This is a genomic window from Thalassotalea euphylliae, assembly GCF_003390395.1.
GTDB lineage: Bacteria > Pseudomonadota > Gammaproteobacteria > Enterobacterales > Alteromonadaceae > Thalassotalea_F > Thalassotalea_F euphylliae_C.
The window spans coordinates 2,597,503-2,616,037 of record NZ_QUOV01000001.1; the positions used below are offsets into that span (position 1 = coordinate 2,597,503).

General features: G+C 41.2%; 21 protein-coding genes and 1 pseudogene. 9 read left to right on the plus strand and 13 right to left on the minus strand.

The window, feature by feature from the left end; genetic code table 11:
• Positions 1 to 179 precede the first annotated feature (179 nt).
• Entirely contained in the window at positions 180 to 740 is a 561-nt protein-coding gene (gene seqA / locus DXX92_RS11575) for a replication initiation negative regulator SeqA (protein WP_116000581.1), read from the minus strand.
• 292 nt (positions 741 to 1,032) lie between these two features.
• Between seqA and DXX92_RS11580 the strand changes: the two genes are divergently transcribed.
• The 6 genes from DXX92_RS11580 to DXX92_RS11605 all read left to right on the plus strand — a co-directional run bounded on the left by DXX92_RS11580 (position 1,033) and on the right by DXX92_RS11605 (position 7,330).
• Positions 1,033 to 1,809 carry an alpha/beta fold hydrolase gene (locus DXX92_RS11580; RefSeq protein ID WP_116000582.1) on the plus strand — a complete coding sequence of 259 codons (777 nt, stop codon included), beginning with the start codon at positions 1,033 to 1,035 and terminating at the stop codon, positions 1,807 to 1,809.
• A 55-nt stretch (positions 1,810 to 1,864) separates the two neighbouring features.
• On the plus strand, positions 1,865 to 2,086 hold the full coding sequence (locus DXX92_RS11585) for a DUF2788 domain-containing protein (protein ID WP_116000583.1): 222 nt from the start codon (positions 1,865 to 1,867) through the stop codon (positions 2,084 to 2,086).
• Positions 2,087 to 2,088: 2 nt separating this feature from the next.
• Positions 2,089 to 2,367: a LexA regulated protein gene (ybfE, locus tag DXX92_RS11590; protein WP_116000584.1), complete on the plus strand. Its 279-nt coding sequence runs from the start codon at positions 2,089 to 2,091 to the stop codon at positions 2,365 to 2,367.
• A gap of 29 nt (positions 2,368 to 2,396) precedes the next feature.
• Positions 2,397 to 2,924 (plus strand): flavodoxin FldA, encoded by a 528-nt coding sequence (gene fldA, locus DXX92_RS11595; RefSeq protein ID WP_116000585.1) that lies wholly within the window; start codon positions 2,397 to 2,399, stop codon positions 2,922 to 2,924.
• A gap of 260 nt (positions 2,925 to 3,184) precedes the next feature.
• Positions 3,185 to 5,719, plus strand: coding sequence for an EAL domain-containing protein (locus DXX92_RS11600; protein WP_116000586.1), 2,535 nt, complete (start codon positions 3,185 to 3,187; stop codon positions 5,717 to 5,719).
• Positions 5,720 to 5,725: 6 nt separating this feature from the next.
• Positions 5,726 to 7,330, plus strand: coding sequence for a methyl-accepting chemotaxis protein (locus DXX92_RS11605; protein WP_116000587.1), 1,605 nt, complete (start codon positions 5,726 to 5,728; stop codon positions 7,328 to 7,330).
• Between the two features lie 190 nt (positions 7,331 to 7,520).
• Here DXX92_RS11605 and DXX92_RS11610 read toward each other — a convergent pair whose 3' ends face one another.
• The gene (locus DXX92_RS11610; RefSeq protein WP_116000588.1) at positions 7,521 to 7,994 is read right to left on the minus strand and encodes a DUF4442 domain-containing protein; all 474 of its coding nucleotides are present in this window, start codon (positions 7,992 to 7,994) and stop codon (positions 7,521 to 7,523) included.
• A 164-nt stretch (positions 7,995 to 8,158) separates the two neighbouring features.
• Between DXX92_RS11610 and fur the strand changes: the two genes are divergently transcribed.
• Positions 8,159 to 8,602 carry a ferric iron uptake transcriptional regulator gene (fur, locus tag DXX92_RS11615; protein ID WP_116000589.1) on the plus strand — a complete coding sequence of 148 codons (444 nt, stop codon included), beginning with the start codon at positions 8,159 to 8,161 and terminating at the stop codon, positions 8,600 to 8,602.
• Positions 8,603 to 8,716: 114 nt separating this feature from the next.
• Here the strand turns inward: fur and DXX92_RS11620 are convergent, their stop codons facing one another.
• The 9 genes and pseudogenes from DXX92_RS11620 to DXX92_RS11655 form a co-directional block, all read right to left on the minus strand.
• Entirely contained in the window at positions 8,717 to 9,478 is a 762-nt protein-coding gene (locus DXX92_RS11620; protein WP_116000590.1) for a M48 family metallopeptidase, read from the minus strand.
• Positions 9,475 to 9,849 (minus strand): TM2 domain-containing protein, encoded by a 375-nt coding sequence (locus DXX92_RS11625; RefSeq protein ID WP_245961548.1) that lies wholly within the window; start codon positions 9,847 to 9,849, stop codon positions 9,475 to 9,477. The genes DXX92_RS11620 and DXX92_RS11625 overlap by 4 nt, the downstream gene beginning before the upstream one ends.
• Before the next feature lie 48 nt (positions 9,850 to 9,897).
• Positions 9,898 to 10,086, minus strand: a pseudogene (yidD, locus tag DXX92_RS19230) (membrane protein insertion efficiency factor YidD); the annotation flags it as partial.
• A gap of 3 nt (positions 10,087 to 10,089) precedes the next feature.
• Positions 10,090 to 10,305, minus strand: coding sequence for a DUF4177 domain-containing protein (locus DXX92_RS11635; protein WP_116000591.1), 216 nt, complete (start codon positions 10,303 to 10,305; stop codon positions 10,090 to 10,092).
• A 121-nt stretch (positions 10,306 to 10,426) separates the two neighbouring features.
• Positions 10,427 to 10,852: a GNAT family N-acetyltransferase gene (locus DXX92_RS11640; RefSeq protein ID WP_116000592.1), complete on the minus strand. Its 426-nt coding sequence runs from the start codon at positions 10,850 to 10,852 to the stop codon at positions 10,427 to 10,429.
• Positions 10,853 to 11,165: 313 nt separating this feature from the next.
• Entirely contained in the window at positions 11,166 to 11,297 is a 132-nt protein-coding gene (locus DXX92_RS19145) for a GNAT family N-acetyltransferase (RefSeq protein WP_220347650.1), read from the minus strand.
• A 119-nt stretch (positions 11,298 to 11,416) separates the two neighbouring features.
• Entirely contained in the window at positions 11,417 to 11,929 is a 513-nt protein-coding gene (locus DXX92_RS11645) for a GNAT family N-acetyltransferase (protein WP_116000593.1), read from the minus strand.
• A gap of 156 nt (positions 11,930 to 12,085) precedes the next feature.
• The gene (gene glnS / locus DXX92_RS11650; protein WP_116000594.1) at positions 12,086 to 13,756 is read right to left on the minus strand and encodes a glutamine--tRNA ligase; all 1,671 of its coding nucleotides are present in this window, start codon (positions 13,754 to 13,756) and stop codon (positions 12,086 to 12,088) included.
• A gap of 146 nt (positions 13,757 to 13,902) precedes the next feature.
• Entirely contained in the window at positions 13,903 to 14,361 is a 459-nt protein-coding gene (locus DXX92_RS11655; protein WP_116000595.1) for a VOC family protein, read from the minus strand.
• Between the two features lie 62 nt (positions 14,362 to 14,423).
• Between DXX92_RS11655 and DXX92_RS11660 the strand changes: the two genes are divergently transcribed.
• Entirely contained in the window at positions 14,424 to 15,281 is an 858-nt protein-coding gene (locus DXX92_RS11660) for a substrate-binding periplasmic protein (RefSeq protein WP_116000596.1), read from the plus strand.
• A 50-nt stretch (positions 15,282 to 15,331) separates the two neighbouring features.
• Here DXX92_RS11660 and DXX92_RS11665 read toward each other — a convergent pair whose 3' ends face one another.
• Positions 15,332 to 16,108: a hypothetical protein gene (locus DXX92_RS11665; RefSeq protein ID WP_116000597.1), complete on the minus strand. Its 777-nt coding sequence runs from the start codon at positions 16,106 to 16,108 to the stop codon at positions 15,332 to 15,334.
• Positions 16,109 to 16,560: 452 nt separating this feature from the next.
• On the opposite strand from DXX92_RS11665, the gene DXX92_RS11670 reads away from it, so the two are divergent.
• Complete coding sequence (locus DXX92_RS11670; protein WP_116000598.1) at positions 16,561 to 17,040, plus strand: aminoacyl-tRNA deacylase; 480 nt, start codon at positions 16,561 to 16,563, stop codon at positions 17,038 to 17,040.
• Between the two features lie 115 nt (positions 17,041 to 17,155).
• Here the strand turns inward: DXX92_RS11670 and DXX92_RS11675 are convergent, their stop codons facing one another.
• Positions 17,156 to 18,460, minus strand: a complete 1,305-nt coding sequence (locus DXX92_RS11675; RefSeq protein ID WP_116000599.1) for an inosine/guanosine kinase — start codon at positions 18,458 to 18,460, stop codon at positions 17,156 to 17,158.
• Between the last annotated feature and the right edge of the window lie 75 nt (positions 18,461 to 18,535).

Genomic DNA, 18,535 nt, shown 5'->3' on the forward strand with positions numbered 1-18,535 from the left:
GCACTTAATTCTTTATGTTAGAGAAATAAGTTAGTTTTGGTGTTTGAATACTATCGTCTTTCAATACATTAAATAATGATTGGCAACCTGACACGGGTTATTTATGTGTTGCTTATCTCTAGCCACTTTACCCGTTCACTTTGCCTATTTGCCTTAGTCTTACACCTTACTCATACACTTTACGAAAGCAATTCGCGAATTCGTTCAGCATCTTTATCTGAGTAACCTAGAGCAACAGCTACCTCAGTTAGCATCATTTTCTTTCGTGTCGTATTTGAGTTAGTAATAACCCAGTATGGACTTTCTGGTATTTGACGAGGCTTAGTACTGCTGCCACTTTCGGCCAATGCATTCTCGCTGTCAGCAAAATAAAGACGATCACGGCCACGAATATCGCTTACCACATTAAATTCGTCTTGATGAACACGGTATAGGGCTTGGAGAATCAACAAAAAGCGACCAACCGCACCACGTTGTGTTGCTAATTCTTCTTTATTGATATGATCGAAAACTGTTCCTTTTGGCTTCTTAGCCGGTGCCTCAACTGCTTTAGTTTCTGGCTCTGAGTTAACGGAATTTAAGTCAACCGAGTTTGACTGAGATTTTGGCTGCGGTGAGGTCTGCACAGCAGTGTCAATGGCAAGCAGACGACGTAAAATAGAAGAGGCACTTTCGCCAATAAATTGAGTTTGACTGGCAATATATTGATATAGCTCTTCGTCTATTTCGATGTTCTTCATTCATGATCCGTATATTTTTTTCAAGCGCCCCGATTATACTCACGAAGAAAAAATCTCACCAGCGCTAAATCGGCTTTAATGTTGTTTTATCTGATCCTTTCGCTCGATATTTAAGCAAAAAGATCTAACTGACAAACTATGCTTGCAAGCGCACTAGGATTTACGCGAAAATTTGTTCTCTGGTGCGCATAATGAAGCACAGTAAGCTCACATAGTTAATCTCGTGTAGATAAGTGTGAAACTAGCGTCAACCTCTACATAAACAAATAGCAACATAATCAAAAGAAAGCCTATGTCATTGTTAAATTTTCAGATCCGCGGCGAAGGCCAACCGTTAGTATTAATCCATGGACTGTTCGGTAGTCTCGACAACTTGGGAATGGTTGCAAAGCCTATGGCTGAAGATTATCAGGTCATCAGCATTGATGTGTGTAACCACGGTAGCTCATTTCATCGCAACGACATGAACTACCCAACACTTGCCCAAGACGTTATTTCGGTACTCGATCACCTGAATGTTAAACAGGCAGATTTTCTTGGGCACTCTATGGGCGGTAAAATTGCGATGCAAATCGCCTTGTCGTTTAGTCATTATGTTAAAAGCTTGATTGTCGCCGACATTGCGCCAATTGCCTACCCTGCGCACCACCAAGAAATCATCAACGGCTTGCAGCAAGTAGAGCTTCAGATCGTGAATCAACAAATAACATCGCGTAAGCAAGCCGACGAATTACTTAGTCACTATGTTGAAACGCCAAGTGTACGTCAGTTCTTACTGCGCAATCTAACCACTACCGATGGCCAATTGCACTTTAAGTGCCATTTACAAAACATCGCCAACTGTTACCCGCAAATTATGCAAGCGCTTGATCCAAATCAATCTTTTAGTGGAGACACCTTGTTTATTAAAGGTGGTGCCTCTAATTATATAACCGCTGAACATAGTGAGGTGATTAAACCCATGTTCCCCAACAGCCGCGCCAAAATTATTGCGGGTGCTGGCCACTGGCTTCACGCCGAAAAAACGGTTGCGTTTAATAAGATTGTTAAAGATTTTTTAAACAGATAAGTGATTGGCCTATTGGGTTGTGATATAGTGCCGCCAGATTTTTTGGGGTAGTAAGATGTTAGCAGAGCATTTCGAATTAATAGAGACGATTGGTCTCAATTTATTTTTTGCTTTTATATTTATTTTCATAGGCTTATCGATAAACGATGTTATGAAAAAAAATGATGTCCCCAAAATGGGACAATTCGTTGTCTATTTCGTATTGTTTTTAGGTTGTGCTGGTTTTATTGCCAAAGGCATTATTCAATTTGTCTGGGAAAGTCAGGGCGTTGGCTAACCATGGCAAAAGAAGCAGCAGATTTAACCACTATTGATTTATTTAGTGATGAGAAGCGTCCGGGGCGACCAAAAACGAACCCTCATCCGCGCAGCGTACAAATAAAAATCAACAAGCGAAATCAGGTCAAACGAGATAAAAATAAAGGTTTAAAACGGGTTGAATTTAAAATTCATCAAAGTTTATTCGACCAGTTAGATGCGCTAGCGAAAGATCAAGGGATCAGTCGTAGCGAGCTGATTGAAAGCATGCTCGTTGACTCGCTAGCCAAGCAAAGTTAAACGAAAGTTAATTAAAAGGTTATAAGTAAATGGCAATTGTAGGTTTATTTTTCGGCAGCGATACAGGTAACACTGAAGCCGTTAGTAAAATGATCCAGAAAAAACTGGGTAAGAAAATGGTCGAAGTCAAAGACATCGCCAAAAGTACCAAAGAAGAAATCGCTGAGTTTGATTTGCTTATTCTAGGTATTCCTACTTGGTACTACGGTGAAAACCAATGTGACTGGGACGATTTCCTACCTGACTTAGAAGAAGTTGATTTCAACGACAAGCTAGTGGCAATTTTCGGTTTAGGTGACCAAGAAGATTACGCAGAATACTTCTGTGACGCGATGTTACCATTAAAAGAAATTGCTGAATCTAAAGGTGCTATTTTAGTGGGTCAATGGCCAACTGAAGGTTATGAATTTGAAGCATCTAAAGCGCTTGTTGACGACAATAACTTTATCGGTTTATGTATCGATGAAGACCGCCAACCAGAGCTAACTGAAGAGCGTGTTGATAAGTGGGTTAACCAAATCTACGACGAAATGTGCTTAGCAGAACTTGCTGACTAACAGCGTGTTATTAAGTTTTCGAAAACCGGCCTACGCCGGTTTTTTTATGTCTGTTCTAAGGTGCTTCTCCCTTCAACAGAAAAAGTTCAAAGCTACTGAGACACAAATGTGTAAACCTGTGGTTAACAAAATGAAACTATAGGTTAACCCTCTAATTTCTTTACTGTTACCCAGATTCTCTTGACCTAGATCAACAAGGAAAAACAAACCCTTTGCTATAAGATTGCGCTTACCTTTACGCGTGACAAAGGAGTACAATCGTGAATCAGCAAAAAATGGTTACAGCAGAAGATATCGTTCAAAGAGATGTACTAACCTGCCCGCCATCGGCAACGCTTAATCAAGCTGCATCACTTATTCGTCAGCACAAAACCAGCTCTATTTTGGTTAAAAGTGAGCAAAATAACATTGTCGGTATTTGGACAGAAGCTGATTGCACCAAACTCGACTTCACGCGCCCTGCCATGTTTGAACAATCGATATCGCGTTTTATGAGTTCGCCAGTGATATCGGTACAAACTGATACGCCTTTGCAAGAGATCATTCTTGAATTTCATCGCCATAAGATAAGACATATTATGGTGACTGATAGCAGTAACAAAATGGTTGGCATTATCAGCCAATCGGATGTCATTAAACGCCAGCGTATTGAGCACTACCTTGAACTGAGAAAAGTCGAGCAAAGCTACAACCCGCGTATCAAGCTGCTGACTGAGCACGACTCGTTAAACGATGTTGTACAAATTATGGCGAATAAAAAGCATTCGTCAGTGATTATTCAGCACAGCCAAACAGGCGAGTACGGCATCATTACCGAACGCGACTTACTTAAAGTGTTAGCTAAGGGAGACAACAAAAAGCCAGTTTGGGAAATAGCGGCATCACCACTTATCTCAATTGGTATTGATCAATCACTGCTTGAGGGTTACCTGACGCTGCAGCGCTATCGCATTCGCCATTTAGGTGTGCTTGATAAGCATGGCAAAATTTTAGGTGTATTGTCTCAACAAAATATTTTGTCAGACATTGAGCACTCTTATTTTCAGCAGCTTAAAGAAATCATCAATGAGCGAGATCATGCCTTAAGCGCCTCGCAACGTCACCTATTCTTAGCGCAAAAGGTCATTGAATCATCACTTGATGCGATAATGATCAGCGACAAAAATGGCGTTATTTTATCGATTAACCCTGCCTTTACCTCAGTGACTGGCTATAAGCCAAGAGAGGCCATTGGTAAGAACGCGAGTCTGCTAAATTCAGGTCGACACGATCAAGAATTTTATAACGCGATGTGGGAAAAACTGACTGCGGAAGGTAAGTGGCAAGGTGAAATTTGGAATAAGCGCAAAAATGGCGAGATTTACCCTGAATGGCTCACCATCGTAAAAATTGATGATGAAATGACCGGAGAAACTCATTACACCGGCATATTCTCAGATATTACCGAACGCAAAAAACACGAAGCTCGTATCAAGGCACTCGCTTTTTACGATGAGCTGACCGAGCTTCCGAACCGACGACTGTTTGCTGACCGACTTGATGTCGCGATTTCAACCGCGCACCGCAACAAGCAGTTAGCAGCCCTATTGTTTATTGACTTAGATCGCTTTAAACAAATTAACGACAGTTTAGGTCACAAAGTGGGCGACGAATTGCTCGTTTCTGTATCTAAGCGTATTGCGAGCTCGGTAAAAGAAGGAGACACGGTATCGCGCTTTGGTGGTGATGAGTTTGTTATTTTGCTGACAGAAATGAACTGCATGGAAGATATTGAAGGGGTGATAAACCGAATCTACCGCCAATTCAATGAGCCCTTCTATCTTGACGGCAAGGAAACCTACGCGACGTGTTCTATCGGTGCCTCAATTTACCCTTTCAATGGCACAACGGCCGATGAACTGCTTAAACAAGCCGATATCGCGATGTACCAAACCAAACAGCACGGGCGTAATGGCTACACGTTTTACCAACGCCAAATGCACGAAAACTTGGATAACAAGCTCACCCTGCAAAACAAATTGCGAAATGCACTAAAAGACAATGAATTCCACCTGAGTTACCAACCACAAATTAATAGCGATTCCGAAAAAATTGTCGGTATTGAAACGTTATTGCGTTGGCAGCAAAAGGAACTAGGCAATATCCCCCCTTCAGTGTTTATTCCACTTGCCGAAGAGTTAGGCGTTATCGTTGATATTGAGCGCTGGGTGCTAACCGAGTCTTGTAAACAACGTAAAGCATGGTTAGATAGCGGGCACGATGTCGGCCGCATCGCGATTAACATTTCCGCGATTCACTTTAACAATAATTTGCTCAGTTCAATTATCGCGGCGCTAGAAGCATCAGAATTGCCAGCTAAATACTTGGAAATTGAAGTGACTGAGTCTTGCTTCATTGAAAACATCGAAGAAGCGAAGAAAAAGCTACAAGAAATCAAAGCACATGGTATTACCATTGCGCTTGATGATTTTGGTACAGGCTACTCTTCTCTCAGTTATTTAACCAAACTTTCAATAGACACATTGAAAATAGATGCTAGCTTTATTCAAAAGACACCGGAAAACCCTAAAGATTGTCAGCTAGTTAAAACCATCATTAATATGGCTGAAAGCCTTTCCATTAATATCGTGGCTGAAGGTGTGGAAAATAAGGCCCAGCAAGGCTTTTTATCGAATAACCATTGTAATACGCATCAAGGTTTTTATTACTACAAACCCGTTGATGCAGAGAGTTTGTTCTCACAAATGAGTCCAGCCTCAAACTCAAACAAACTAAAAATTGTGGAAAATAAATAGGTATATATGCAACTTACTATCGCCCAAAAGATTTATGCCGCGATCATCTTAACCAGTGTGACTTTGCTGGCCACGACAATCGCCTTTTTCTATCACGATGAAAAAGCCCTGGCAGAAGAGTTAATTGAACAGAACTTGGCAAGTACCGCACAAAACTATTTCGACTCAGTGAACACTATGATGCTGACCGGCACCACCGCCAACAGGCAAATAGTGCAAAACAAGTTGAAAGAGCAAGACGGTATTATTGAAGCGCGGATTATTCGCGCGCCCAAGGTTGTCCAAGTTTATGGTGCAGGCTTTGCCGACCAACAGGTTGAATCTGACATAGATCGCCAAGGTTTAGCTGGCGAGCAAATCACACAGATTTCGCAAAAAGACGGCCGTCATGTGATGGAATACGTCATGCCGATCAGCGCCAGCGAGAATTATCGCGGTACCAATTGTTTAGGCTGTCACCAAGCACAAGAAGGTGAAATTTTAGGTGCGGTTAAAATTAGCTATGACTTAACCAAACTCGATAAGAAAATTAAAAGTTCACTTTATCGCGCTTCATTTATTCAAGTACTTATTTCCGTTGTCGGCTTCGGCGCGCTGGGTTGGGTTGTCTACAAACTAGTGATTTTCCGTTTACGACGCCTGCGCAACAACATCAATAACGTGGCTGACAACTTAGACTTAAGTAACACCATTAAAGTGCATCATGACGATGAATTAGGTGCCGTAAGTAGTGCACTTAACCACCTCGTAATCAACTTTAGAAGCAGTTTTGAAACGGTTTCTAGCGCGACGGAAAAAATGATTTCTTCAGCTAAAGAAGTTGATGATATTTCAGATATCAGTAAATCGGCTGTATTGTCACAGAAACGTGCAACAGAATCGGTTGCCACCGCGATTAATGAGTTAGACGTTTCTGCTTCAGAAATTGAAAATAACGCGACCCAAACCGCGCACAAATCTGTTGAAACCAAAGACATTTCAGAGCAAGGTCACAACCTAGCGCAACAAGCTAACGCCGGTATTAACCAACTCAAAAATGAAATTGCTGATAATGCGCAAATGATTGAGCAGCTAAACGCACAAACCAAAGAGGTTAATGTAGTTTTAGACATGATCACAGGTATTGCTGAGCAAACCAACCTACTGGCACTTAACGCTGCGATTGAAGCGGCGCGAGCCGGTGAGCAAGGCAGAGGTTTTGCCGTAGTTGCCGAGGAAGTCCGTTCGTTGGCAATGCGCACGCAAGACGCGATTGGTCAAATTCAAGAGACCATTACCAGCTTACAATCAAATGCCGCGCAAGCTGTCGATTCAATGACTAAAACTAGTGAGCAAGCACAATTGAAAGCGGAAGATGTTGATAATGTGTCGCAATTACTTGTCCAGATAACCGAGCATATTCATGCTCTTGATGACATGAATTGCCAAATCGACAATGCTGCGAAGCAGCAAAACTTAGCGGCTGAAGAAATTAACCAACACATCGTCAACATTAAAGATATTGCCGAGCAATCAAGTGAAGATGTGATCCGCGGTAAATCAGTCAGTGTGCACTTGCTTGAACTTGCTTACGAATTAGAAGAACAAGTGAAACGCTTTAAGCTAAATTAGCGTCTAATCAAGGTATTCCAGGCGCTAGCCCAAGCGCAAATGAGCTTAAAACTGTTTTATGGTTCAGTTGGTGCGGTTTAAAACATTAAAAAGGGGGACTTATTGTCCCCCTTTTTAATGCGCTAGTAAAAATGTTAATGCGCGATCAAAAGCTTTATTGTGTTAGCAAGCGTTACTTCTCGAAATAGCGCTAGTCATTGCGAAATCGTTTTTTACGACGAATATACAAAGTGCGATTAACCTTAGCGACAACGTCACCTGCTTCATCTTTAATATAAGTGACCACCTCAGGCAAATACTTATCACCATTAGCTGTGTGTTTTTCGATATCTTCAAGCAATTGATCAGTAATGATAAATTCAGCATATACGCGTCCTTTTCCTGACTTGATAAAATCTATATCTGCACATTTATCCCAAATCAAATACTGCTGACGCATTCTTGCCATTAACATCAACATGTAAAATGGGTCTGTCATCGAAAACAGCGCACCACCAAATAAAGTACCGACACCATTGCGATTCCAGGCAGATAATTTCATTGAGACACGCGCCTCGCGAAAGTCATCACTCATATATTCGAGCTTAATTCGGGCAAAAAACAGCGGCGGCCAGATATTAATCAGTAATTTAAATAGCCAAGGTCGAGAATACATTAAATTCATTTACTACTTCCGAAGATTGTGATTAAAAACTCATCGTACCAGTAGATTATCTCAGCTAATTGTTGAAAAAAGCAAAGAAAATTACCTGAGTAGTTAACTAGGGCTTTTATCTCGACTAAGAAACTTCTATAATTTTTGAGAATTATATTTGATAGAAAATATGTATGTCAGAACAAAACGAAGAGCTAAAACGTGCAGGGCTAAAGATTACCTTACCTCGTGTAAAAATCTTAACCATACTGCAAGATCCAAACAATCAGCATATTAGTGCCGAAGACGTGTACAAAATATTGCTGGAACAACAAGAAGAAATTGGCTTAGCTACAGTTTACCGCGTACTTAACCAATTCGATGACGCTGGTATTGTTACTCGCCATCATTTCGAAGGTGGTAAATCAGTATTCGAATTATCACATAAGAAACACCATGACCACTTAGTGTGCTTAAAGTGTGGCAAAGTGATTGAGTTTGAAGACGATACTATCGAACAACGCCAACTAGATATCGCTAAAGAAAACAAAATTAAGCTGACTAACCATAGCTTATATTTATACGGTGAATGTGAAGACGAAACTGCTTGTGAAGCATATCGTAAATCACAACACTAGTTTTCATACATATAGATAATATTAAAAAGGCAACCATAGTGGTTGCCTTTTTGTTACTAAGCCGAATAATTGAGTATTTATTGAAATTGGTATTAAGCCAATTGAGAAAATTACTCAATCATTAGCCAAATTCTCAATGCTGGTTTTACGCTCTGCAAAGGTTGGGTGCGTGCTCGCCCAATGAAAAGTTTCTAGATCTTTTTGCTCATAAAGAATGTCAAGCGCTTCAATCATCGCTTCATTACTGCCATAGAGCTCTTCAAGCTTCTGAGCTGCGTATGCATCCGCTTCTTTCTCAAAATCTCTGGAATAAGATAAATTGAGGCCTAAAGTAGAACCCTCGATTAGCAAATCACTAACAACACCAACGTCACCAAACATGAGTGACATGGTTATGTAAAACAGCGATACACGAATAGTGTTTTCCATCAGATGATTATGCTGCACATGCCCTACTTCATGTAATAAAACAGCCATCAACTGTTGCTCAGTTTCTAATTTAGCAACGAGTGAATCAGTAACAATAATAGAGCCATCCATGAGCGCAAAGGCATTCATTTGATCGTCCCAATAGCGAAAATGGAGTGGATAATCTTCTATCGACAGCGACAAATTTTTCAGTAATTCCTGATAGCTTGTACGCACGCTTTCTTGTTGCTCTGCGGCTAGCTTACTTGGTAAGAACTCTGATTCGTCAAAACTCTCCAACGACGATTCACCAATGGTTTGATAAACCGACTCAGGTATTTTTTCGGCAATGTAAGTGGAGGCGGCAGGCAATAACGCGGTATAGGCACGATAACCGACGACTGACAAACCCAGTAAAACTGCAATAGCAATAAATAGCCATTGTTGCTGCTTTTCACTTAGCTTCATGGTTGTTCGCTGGTTAGTTCACTAAGGGTGTTTCGCATTACCCCGTTATTATATTTTTGCACAATCGATTGGCTTCTAAATAACTGCGGTAATTCAATAACAATCACTAATATAAATAGCACCCAACCGCCGAATTCAAAAAATATAATACCAAGTAACATTGCCAGTAAGTTCAGTGCACCAAACAGGTTTTTACCCAAGTAAAAATGATGCAAACCAGCAAGGAAGAAATAATTTAGTACGGCATAAGTATCGGGGTCTTTAATCCGCTGCTCTTCTGTGCGGAAGTATAATTTCTTTAGTTCTGTTGGCAAGGCTGCAATTTCTTTGCGCAGCTCGTCTTCTTCTAATTTTAATTGTTCCATGCTCATGTTTATCACCTTCTCGGGCACTGGGTCGTGAATTTTATTAATGCAATCAGGATCATTACATCGCCTAATTCTCATTAGTCCCAGTTTGATTCCAGTATATGTGCCATGTTTTGATATTGCTTGATGGGTATATTCGGAGCAACTAGGTTTAAAATTACATTCAAGATTAAAGTGTTGCTTGGCGCCACCTTTAGATTGGTAACGCCGAATAGCAGCCAGAATAGCGCGTTTTATCACGCACTACCGACCAAGTGTTACGATCACAGCCTCACGTGACCAGAATAACCAAAAACGTTTATTTTCGATAACTTGAAAAACCACCTGCCAGCCATCTGCAGCTTCTTTGTTTAAGGTAGATTCAAGTTTTTTAAGAGGCAAGCCACTGGCGCCTAAGAAGAGTGTTCCACAGCCACCCTCAACGACATGGATGACTTTATATTCATTGTATTTGCTCATTTTTCTTCCTTTAAAAATATATTACGCTGGGCAGCTAACTAATTGATAATAATAACGCTTTCCCTAGCCAATGAAAAAGTAACGCATTTTCAGATGAAGATCAATATAGTAAGACTTTTACCTAATTCATAGAGTATTCTGTTGCCAATAAGCCAAAGCATTTCAAATCGTGAAACTGCCCTTTCCAGTAACCACTTTCTCTACGTATACCTTCCAGTTTAAAGCCTAGCTTTTCAAGTAATGCTTCAGACGCGGAATTACCCGGTACTGTATCTGCTTGAATGCGATGAATTGCGCCACACGCGAGCTCGCCTAAAAATGCCGCTTTCATAATCGCTTGCACCGCTTCGAAAGCTAACCCTTGTCGCCAGAACTTAGGGTGTAAGTCGTAACCTATTACCCCGTTTTTCATCGCGGGACTCCATGAATTAAAGCCGCAAGTACCAATAAGTTGGTTTGACTGTTTTAACCTGATCCCCCAGCGAATACCGGTAGCGTCAGTAAAACGTTTGTGGAAAAAATGAATAAGATCGGTCGCTTGTGAAATTTCAGTGAATAAAGGGCGTGTTGAACTTTCGAGATTGAATTTTGTTTAATCTAAACGCTTTCTGATCGCGGCGCTCGCTTTGTCGCATAGTCGTTCTCGGCTTTGTCTCCTGAGTCGCTCTACCTCCTGCATCCATGCAGTCGTATGTAAAAAGCGAGCAACAATGAGCAGGAAGCGTATAGATGAACCCGCAGGGCAGCGTCTGTTTGAATTTTCTACTGTGTTGGCACTTATTTATGGAGAATGGCTACACTGCACAAGTGCCGCCTTGTATAAAACCCAAACAGACTGCTGTAAAAACAACTCTGAAAGATCAACACGCCCTAAATAAATCATAATATTCAATAACCTGCGGGTTAGAGAATAGTTCCAATATGCCAGCAGCGTCATCTTGAGTCAATTGCGTTAACATTAGGCGCTCAGTTGCTAATTGTGGAAAGTTCATGGTTTACCTTTCTAACGTTTGTGAAGTAATAACGGCTTTTCGACCAACGAGGGGCTATTTATTTAGAAGTTTTAATTAAGAGATTGAAAGAATTTTTATCGGTTAAGAATTAGTATTGGCTAAGAAATAGTCCTGCCATAAACAACCTCATGGTAGAAACGCTGATTTTTATAAACTGCTTTGGGAAAGTAGCCTTGTTGCGTAAAACCACATTTTTCTAGCACTTTGGCTGAGCCTTGATTCCCTTCAAAGACGCTAGCCTGCAATCTCACGAGCGGAGTTGCCTGCTGAAGCTCTTTAATTAATAAACACAGCGCATTGGTTGCATAGCCTTTGCCCCAAAATTTCTCGGCTAACCAATAGCCTACTTCACCGCTATATTGATACTCGTGTTGACCTGGCTCAGCGCCAATACAACCTGCAAGCTCGCCATCAACGGTAATCGCTCGAATTAAACCGTTGCGGCTGCCTGTAGTAATCCACCATTTTGCATCTTCAGCAGTGTAAGGATTAGGAATGCGTGATGACAGGTAATGAATAACTTGAGGGTCGTTTAAGTAGTCAACTAAAAGTAATTCATCTTGCGCTTCAAAAAAACGAAGCTTTAGCTTGGTGGCTGGTAAAACATCCATGTGGCAATCAACGGGCTAGATTTTTCTTTAAGCTAACAATACTTAATCGGCATATCAACTATAAAGGTCGTTAATTATCAATTAATTGGCATAAAAAAAGAGGAACCATGTTCCTCTTTTCTTTAAGCTAATTGAGCACATTATCGGTGGGCGTTATTAGTCGCCAATCTTAGCCCAAGTATCTCTTAGGCCAACAGTGCGGTTAAACACCAATTTACCTTCTTTAGCTTCCTTGTTGTCTAGGCAGAAATAGCCTTGACGTTCAAACTGAAACGCTTTTTCTGGCTGCGCCTGTGCGAGTGAAGGTTCAACTTTTGCTGTGTTAATTGTTACCAACGACTCAGTATTTAATACCGTATGAAAATCTTCAGCGGCACCAGGGTTTGGTACAGTAAATAAACGATCGTATAAACGAACTTCAGCATCAAGTGCCTGTGCAGCGCTCACCCAGTGAATAACACCTTTTGGCTTAGTGCCATCTTCAGGATTTTTACCTAGGGTATTTGGATCGTAAGTACAGTAAACCGTGGTAATGTTACCTTCATCATCCTTTTCACAACGAGTTGCGGTTACCACGTAAGCACCGCGTAAACGCACTGCTTTGCCAAGTACTAAACGCTTGTACTTTTTGTTCGCTTCTTCACGGAAGTCTTCCGCTTCAATAAGGATTTCTTTTGAAAACGGTACAATGCGATCGCCTTGGCTTTCATCGCTTGGGTGGTTTTTCACCGTTAGCTCTTCAACCTTGCCTTCTTCGTAGTTCTCAATCACCAATTTAATTGGGTCAAGTACCGCCATCGCACGAGGTGCGTTGTCGTTTAAGTCTTCACGAATACAAGCTTCTAGCACACCCATTTCAACAGTGTTATCCATTTTGGTGACACCGATGCGCTTAGCAAACTCGCGAATTGACGCTGGCGTATAACCACGGCGACGAAAACCTGCAATCGTTGGCATACGTGGGTCGTCCCAACCAGACACCAAGTTTTCTTCGACCAGCGTATTGAGTTTACGCTTACTCATTACCGTGTATTCAAGGTTTAAGCGCGAGAATTCATATTGACGAGGCTGTGTTTCAATCGAAACATTATCAATAACCCAGTCGTATAGACGTCGGTTATCTTGGAATTCAAGTGTACAAAGTGAGTGCGTAATACCTTCGATAGCATCCGACAAACAATGAGTAAAGTCGTACATTGGGTAAATGCACCACTTATCACCCGTTTGGTGGTGATGAGCAAATTTAACACGGTAAATCACAGGATCGCGCATACACATAAAGCTTGAGCTCATGTCGATTTTTGCACGTAGTGAACATTCACCTTCTTTGAATTCACCGTTTTTCATTTTATCGAATAAGGCTAAATTCTCTTCAACTGAAGTGTCACGGTGAGGGCTGTTTTTACCAGGCGCCTTTAGTGTACCGCGATATTCGCGCATTTCTTCACCATTTAAGAAACACACATAAGCTAAGCCTTTTTCAATTAGTTCAACTGCATAGCCATGTAAGCGATCAAAATAGTCTGACGAGTAACGAATATCGCCAGCCCACTCAAAGCCTAACCACTTCACATCTTCTTGGATAGAATTAACGTAGTCGATGTCTTCTTTTTCAGGGTTAGTATCATCGAAACGCAGGTTACAAAGGCCCTGGTAGTCCTGAGCAATACCAAAGTTCAAACAAATAGACTTGGCATGACCAATATGCAAGTAGCCATTTGGCTCAGGCGGAAAACGAGTTTGCACATGATCGTGCTTACCAGCACTTAAATCAGCATCAATAATTTGACGAATAAAGTTAGTTGGACGGTGTTCAGTATCCGACATCCAAAGGGCCTCTAAACTAAAAGAAAATAACAAGATAATAGCTCGGCATTATATACCTAAGCCGAGCTAAGATGCGAGTTTCCAATGACAGAAAATCGGAAGAATTACGGTTAACAATATTTACTTTTCAATGAGCGCAAAAGTGATTATTCAAAAAGCGCCTTCATCCGCTCGTTAAGCGTTTGTTCGTCAACATCCTCAATATGTGTAGCGATCGTCCAAACGTGACCATAGGGGTCTTGCAGGGTGCCCGCTCTATCACCATAAAACTGATCGACAACTGGGCGCAATTCTTTAGCGCCAGCCGTCAAAGCTTGGGCAAACAATGCGTCCACATCTTGGTGATAAATCATTAGACTAACCCCTGCTCCACCCAATGTTTCGGGGCTAATGAACCCCATTTCTGGATGTTCATCTGCTAACATAAAGTGAGAATCGCCTATTTTAAGCTCAGCATGAGCAATACCACCGTCTGGGGTATTAAGCTCCAACACATGCTCAGCACTAAAGGCTTGTTGGTAGAAAGCTAGTGCTGCTTTGGCATTCTTTGCCACTAGATAAGGCGTAATGGCGTGATAACCATCTGGAATTGCAGAAACAGACATATTCGCTCCTGATAACGTTTTTTAACGAGTATTATTGTAGTTGATAAATTATAATTCAGCCTATGCAGCAAAATGGCTTTACCCTAAAATTAAACAACACTCGCTTAACCATATTGGCGAGTGTTTTATGCGTTTTGATTACGCTCATATTTTCACATCGCGCCTACTCAAAAACTTACGCACAAACTAATACACAAACTAATACACAAACTAATACACAAGCCAAGGCACAAACCATCACACTTGCTGTCGGTCACGATCATCAAAGCATGCTTGAAAATCGTTATGATATCTACAAAGCCAATTGGGACGCATTAAAGATGGGCTTGGAAGATATGGGACATAAGCTAAAAGCGAGTGCCGCTCCTTGGGCGCGAGCAAAAGCTTATGTTCAATCAGGCAAATTAGACGGTTTATTTATTGCTGCTCGACTGCCAAAGCGCGATAAGTGGGCGGAATTTACCGATACAATTGGTTATGAAATTTATGGTTTTTTTGAACGCCAAAACTTTGTACCGCCCGCCCAAATCTATGCGGGTATTCGTTTAGGCGGCGAAGACCGGGTGTTGTCTTATATTCCACCTGAAAAACTGCTTTATGTGCCAACGGCTCAGCGCGGCCTAGAATTGCTAAACCAGGGTAAAGTAGATCGCTTTGCGATGTCGTATGGCTATGGCGAGTACTTGCTAAAGACTGAACTTAAAGATTTTAAATCGAATATCAAGTTTAATCCAAGCGAGAGTGAAACTCGAAGCCTGCATATTGCTGTGTCAAAACGCCACCCAAATAAAACGCAAGTATTAAATATACTTAACAAAGCCATTGCCCATAGTATTGCCAAAGGTTACTACCAAGCAGCAATGGAGAAAAATAAAGTGCCTAAACGTATGTGGGTACATTCTGTAGCAAGCATTAATTAACACACCGTTTCATCTACAAATTCACCTACTAAGTTTGCTCCAGCTGACTTTTACGTGCTAACTTTTTCGTACATCGCTTTTACTTGCAGGTCGCCGAAGCCATAGATGCCCATTTGCTCAGAAAATTTTCTAAAAACTGCGCCAAAATCTGCTGTTTGATTATCACTCGACGCCGACAGTTCACTGATAATCTCTCGTAAAACGCGCTCTGGCTTGCCCAAGCCTTTACTGTCAGGTGTTCGTGCTAACTCAGCGTTAACGGCAGCTTGCACAAATGAAAAACGCTCGCCAAGCGCGTTAGCAAATTGAGTCATGTCAGCATAGTTTTTTACCGCATAGGCAAGCCACAGTTGGTCAAAATATTGAACTTCATCAACCGTCAATTTAACAGCCTTATCCAAGGCGCCCGTTAGTTCATTATCAGACATGTTGGCAAAACTGTATTCATTCCCTTGATTAGGCGTCACCAAATAAATGTCTTTAGCCGATGTTGTGGCGAGAAAATTCAGACAAAACCATAAGTTACATTGGCAAAAAAGATCATGTTCAAACCAGCAATAAATTTTATCGCATGAAGTCACACTCGCTAATTTTGTAAACGTTGGTACCACATAGCTAAAATAATCAGGAAAGGTATTTTCTACCGCATATTGCTTCAAATATTCGGCTCGTTGCTGAAAGAGCTTTTCGCCAACCTTGGCTGTTGAAGGGCCATCAATCAAACACTCTCGCATCACTAATTGCTCGCCATTAATAGTGGCAGGAAAGCGCTGTTTTAACGCATCACCATTTAGTAAATGAATAACTAAGCTGTTGGGTTCTGACATATTGATTCCTTTCGGTTGTGTTACTGTGCTTTACGTTATTTGCATCAAGCTAACTTCTTCAAGTAAATGCCATTACTTTCACTGACTGTATAGCGAGTATAGAGCACCTTATTTATGTACCCTACCCTTTATCTAGGCTAGTGCTAAATGAATAAACCATTTTCAAAAAAGGTTAAAAACCTGCACCCTCGCAATACCGCCAAGTCAACAATTTAGGACTATAATTATAATCGGTTTAGGTAACCAAATTATGCCAGCAAGTTACGCCAGTATGGTATCGCATATTACTGTTGCTTATCGATAAGCGTACCTTCACAACAATTACGTGATGTTGCATAAAACATCACGTTAGCTTTCAAGTTAAAACATAGTGATAGAGCTTAACGATATACATTGGTAACAAACGACCATAACTTGCAATAAGGTTACCGCGTTCACTTGTGGAGGTGACTATGACTATTTCTACAAAATTAATGGATTATTTGGCAGATCAGAGAATTGACTACCAAACCATCAAACATAGCCATTCAAATAGTTCGCTTGGCAGCGCTATGAGCGCACAAATACCGCTGCAAAATTTAGCCAAGGCCGTGCTATTAAAAAATCATGAAGATCGCATTGTAATGGCAGTGTTACCAGCCAACCGCAAAATTAGCATTTCGGCGATTAATGATCAGCTAATGGGCAGTTATCGACTATTAAAAGAACAGGAGGTTTATCAATTATTCAGTGATTGCGAACACGGTGCAATTCCGCCAGTTGCTGAAGCATTTAATATGACCAGTGTGTGTGATAACGAGCTTGATCTGCTCGACTTTGTTTACTTAGAGGCAGGCGATCACGAACACCTACTTAAAATATCACACGATGACTTTGAAAAATTGGTCAGTCGCTGTATGCACTTAACCTTTAGCCATGAGGTGTTTCACTAACGCTCTGCTCGCTACGAAATAACGCTCTTAGCACACAAAAAAAACGGCAGCTTTTTAGCTGCCGTTTTCTATTCGCCAATTTATGCGTTAATTAATTCGACAAGCAAAATACGTTTTATTTAGCCCAGTAAGCTTGTTCTAGGCTATCTTCTCGCTCTGGTAATCCACGAGATAAACGAGGCGAGTGCTGAACAAGTACTTCATAACTTGCGCGGTTAGCGTATTTACTCATTTGCGACAATGACGAATAAGTTAACGCTGATTGAATATGCTTGCTTGAGTTTTCAACATTGCGTTTGTGGTAAACATTCGCACTTAAATCATGCAAAATTGCCGCTAAAGCGGCATCGCCAGCGCCATTGGTATTCTTAATCGAGTCTGGGCCACCCATGTAAGGCGCAGTGTGCGTGTAAATGCGAATTGGTTGTTCGCAATCGCTTAAGCGCATTGGTCGAGAATATTCATAGCGATTGAAATCTGGCACATGACCCGGCATTAGCGGGTATTCAGTTTCGCGTTTGAATTTATCATCTACATAGCCTGCCATGTATAAACCTTCAGGGCCAGCAGTACAGATAACTAAATCAACCCAATCTAAACAACAATCAGCTGCTTGCAGTGGATCGCTATATCCCGTAATCGCAAGTGCTTCTTCTTCATTCATGGTAAGTACATTTACGTGCTTTTGCACAAATTCTCGCCAAAACTCTGGTTCTTTCTCGATCAGGTGTTTAGTGCCTAGTGTTAATACAACTGGAACATTAGCTGCATTAGCACATTCGACCGCTTTTATTGCAGCCTCGGTCATGGTATCGCCAGGTTGGGTGCGCATTAAATATGAACTAATCACTAAAGCCGATGCATTAGCGATCAACTCTTCATTAATGGATTCTGGACGCAAATGGTTAATTAAACCGGCATTAATACCAAATGTACGCTCGCCCGAGTCATCAATGAGTGTGAAGCAACGACCGATTGGCCCATCTACGGGTTGCAAATGATTCAAATCTACACGAGAAGATGTATTGCTTAAAAAGCGGTAGGCGTAATCACCTACTTTAATATTGTTTGACATCACGCCCAATAACACAGAGCGATCATCTGCTAGTACAGAGTAATTATGGATAGTGTTGGCAATCGTACCGCCAGCAAATTCATAATTCACTAAGGCTTCATCTTTTAAGCGGCTATATAAGCGCTCGGTTACATCATCAGAAATCACTTGCGACATACCGCGCTGAAGACCAAATTCATCTAAAAACGCTTGATCTACTTTTGCTTCAATATCGACTAGGGTTTGATCAATACCGACAATGTAGTTTCTGACTAATTGCGAGGCATGATTAACTTGGTTGGTTAATGGGTTTTTATTGTCGACAGGAAAATAATGCTTGTGCTGTCGGCGACCGGGAAACTTCATGAAGCGTAAACTAGATGGATAATCAGGGGCGCGATTATAACGTAATTGCTTTTCAATTTCCTAGCCATTTCATGG